Below are 3062 nucleotides of genomic sequence, written 5' to 3'. Positions count from 1 at the left end.
CACTCCAAGGCGGCCGAGGCGATGGGCTTCGCCGGGGTCATGGCCGGACCGCTGGTGCGGTCCTCCTACCGCGCCGGACGCCTCTACGCGCAGACCAAGGCACACCGCGGGGAAACCCTGCCGGAGAACCTCGCGCACCTCGCCGCCGAAGGCCCCGCCGCGCAGGAGGCCAGCAGCCTGCTGGCGAGGTGATCGCCGCTGCGGGCCGTCGGCCCACCCCGTACGGGTGAGCACCACCACGAGCCCGGTCCGCAGCCGCTTCGCCTTACTACATTCGGCGGTATGACCGTTCTGGAGCTGCCCCGGCCGATCGCCTTCGTCCTCGGCGGGGGCGGCAGCCTCGGCGCCATGCAGTTCGGGATGCTGCGCGCCCTCGACGAAACCGGGCTGAAGCCGGACCTCGTCGTCGGCACATCGGTCGGCTCGCTCAACGGTGCCGTGCTCGCGCTGGCCGGCGGCGACCCGATCGAGCGGCTGCGGGGCATCTGGGCACGCATGACCCGGCATGAGGCGTTCCCCGGCGGGGTACTGAGCCAGGTGCGGACGCTGCGGCACAGCAAGACGCATCTCTTCCCCAATTCGGGCCTCACCGCGATCGTCGAGGAGCACATCGGCCACGGCGCCCGGTTCGAGGACCTCGAACTACCGCTCGGCGTCGTCACCACCGACGTCGACACCGCGGAGCCGATCCTGATCCGTGAGGGCCCGCTGCTGGAGCCGCTGCTGGCGAGCTGCGCCATCCCGGGCATCTACCCGCCGGTGCCCCACGACGGCAGGCTGCTCTACGACGGCGGGCTGGTCGCGAACGTGCCGATGCGCCAGGCTCTGGCCATGGGCGCCCGGTCGCTGGTGGTCCTGGACTGCGCGTTCCCCGGCCGGATGCCCGGGCCGCCGCGGACGTTCGCCGAGGTCATGATGTTCACCGCGATGATCAGCATGCGGAACCAGGCGGTGCTGGAGGCCCCGATCGCGGCCGCGCGGGTGCCGGTGGTCTATCTGCCGGGGCCCGCCCCGGTACGGATCAGCCCACTGGACTTCAGCCGGACCGAGGAACTCACAAATCAGGCATACGAGGCCGCGCGGGATTACCTCGGCGAAATCACCGTCGACGGGCCGGGCCTGTATGGCGCACCAGGCCTTGTCACAAAGTGAAGAAAATTACCGGGCTGCACCGATCCGGTGCGGGGAACGTCTTTCTCGTCGCGTAGTTTTGAGGGCGAAGGCCAGCCGCCCGCATTACCAAAAAGAGACAAAATGTTCCCCAAGAAAACATTACTTTCACTTGCTGCGATTCTCTCCGCGGCGCTGATGCTGTCATCCTGTTCGGGCGGCACCGGCGGCCCCGGGGACGGCTCGCCAGCACAGTCCCCGGAAAGCCCGGTGTCGGTGAGCATCGAGCCGGCCGGCGGGACCGGCGTCAACCCGACCACGCCGATCGTCGTCAAGGCGGCGAACGGGAGGCTGACCGACGTCACGGTGACGAACGCCGTCAAGGGAACAACCGTGTCCGGGCAGCTCAGCGCCGACGGGCTCAGCTGGACTTCGACCGAACCGCTCGGCTACGGCAGCACGTACAAGATCGTCGCCCAGGCCCTCGGCGGCAACGGGAAGCCCGTCGAGCAGCACAGCCAGCTGAGCACGCTGTCCCCCCAGCGGCAGGCCAGCCCGGACCTCGTCCCGGCGCCCGCGTCGGTGGCGACCTCCGGAGTCGGGGTCGGTCAGCCGATCGTGTTCAGTTTCAGCCAGCCGGTGCAGAACCGAGCCGAGGTCGAAAAACGGCTGTCGGTGGAGTCGACGCCGAAACAGGAGGGCTCCTGGTACTGGATGGACGATAAGAACGTCCATTACCGACCCAAGGAGTACTGGCGGCCGGGAACCGTGCTGAAGGTGACGGCGAAGGTGTACGGGGTCGATTTCGGAAATGGCGTGTACGGTGCGACGGATCGCACCGAAACGTACAAGGTGCACGATTCCTGGATCGCCAAGGCGGACGGGAACACCGAGCAGATGCAGATCTTCCACAATGGGCAGCCGGTCAAATCGATGCCCATTTCGATGGGCAAGGACTCGACGCCGACGCATGTCGGCCCGCACGTCATCTCGGACAAGCAGGAGAGCACGGTGATGGACTCCTGCACCTTCGGGCTCTGCCCGCCGGCGCCGGGGGCGTACAAGACGACCGAGAAGTGGGCGGTCCGCATCTCCAACGACGGCGAGTTCGTGCACGAGAACCCCGCCAGCGTAGGCGCGCAGGGCAGCGCCAACGTCTCCCACGGCTGCATCAACCTGAACGCGGCGAACGCCGAATGGTTCTTCCGGACCATGGGGCTCGGGGACGTGGTCGAGGTGACCAACTCGGGCGGCCCGCAGCTGCCGGTGTGGGATCTGTACGGCGACTGGTCGAAGTCCTGGCAGGACTGGCAGAGCGGCAGCGCCGTCAAGTGACGAGACGGCCCGAGGCGGCGGAAGCGGCTAGAGCGCCGTGGTCTTCGCGGAACCCGTCCGCGCTCTGAGCCGGGCCTGCGATCCGGCTTTACGCCGGTGCGCCCAGCCCGAGGCGAGCCCTAGTAGCCCGATGGCCTGGCACACTCCGCCGCGGAGATGTCGACCGGGCGGAGCACTCAGGCGTCGTGAAGAAACCTTCGGGCGTGCGGAATGGTATGTCGTGAACGACACGTTGGGGGCGATAAGTGTCTCGAACGCCCGTCGTTCACGACACCGGCGCTGCAGCCCTCACGGCTACCCGGCCGACGGAATCTCACCGTGCCGAAGACCAGCCTACGGATGCGCTCGAGAGTGAGCGAGGGACCTTTGCTATCGCCGGGCGGCAGTGAAGGTCCCTTGCCCCCGGCGGGGCGGGTGGGGTCGGCGCGGGGGGCTCGTGGGGAAGACCGGGTGTATAGCGAAAAGGGCCTTGCCGGGAGAACCGTGGGGGTTCTCGACCGGGCAAGGCCCTTTTCTCATGTTGTGTTCGGCGGTGTCCTACTCTCCCACAACCCTTCGGTTGCAGTACCATCGGCGCAGTCAGGCTTAGCTTCCGGGTTCGGAATGGGACCGGGCGT

General features: G+C 67.9%; 2 protein-coding genes, 1 rRNA gene and 1 pseudogene. 3 read left to right on the top strand and 1 reads right to left on the bottom strand.

The annotated features are described in order from the left end of the window. The 3 genes and pseudogenes from ACFW0G_RS45425 to ACFW0G_RS45415 all read left to right on the top strand — a co-directional run. Nucleotides 1-192 (top strand): annotated as a pseudogene (locus ACFW0G_RS45425) (lipoyl synthase); the annotation flags it as partial. A gap of 90 nt (nucleotides 193-282) precedes the next feature. Continuing rightward, a complete protein-coding gene (locus ACFW0G_RS45420) occupies nucleotides 283-1152 on the top strand; it encodes a patatin-like phospholipase family protein (RefSeq protein ID WP_378331811.1) in 870 nt (289 codons plus the stop codon). A gap of 102 nt (nucleotides 1153-1254) precedes the next feature. Continuing rightward, entirely contained in the window at nucleotides 1255-2445 is a 1191-nt protein-coding gene (locus ACFW0G_RS45415; protein ID WP_378331810.1) for an Ig-like domain-containing protein, read from the top strand. Nucleotides 2446-2969: 524 nt separating this feature from the next. Here the strand turns inward: ACFW0G_RS45415 and rrf are convergent. Further along, a 5S ribosomal RNA gene (gene rrf / locus ACFW0G_RS45410) occupies nucleotides 2970-3062 on the bottom strand; the annotation flags it as partial.

The organism is Amycolatopsis sp. NPDC058986, from assembly GCF_042741125.1.
Classification (GTDB): Bacteria; Actinomycetota; Actinomycetes; order Mycobacteriales; family Pseudonocardiaceae; genus Amycolatopsis.
This window is presented reverse-complemented; position numbering and strand designations above follow the sequence as displayed.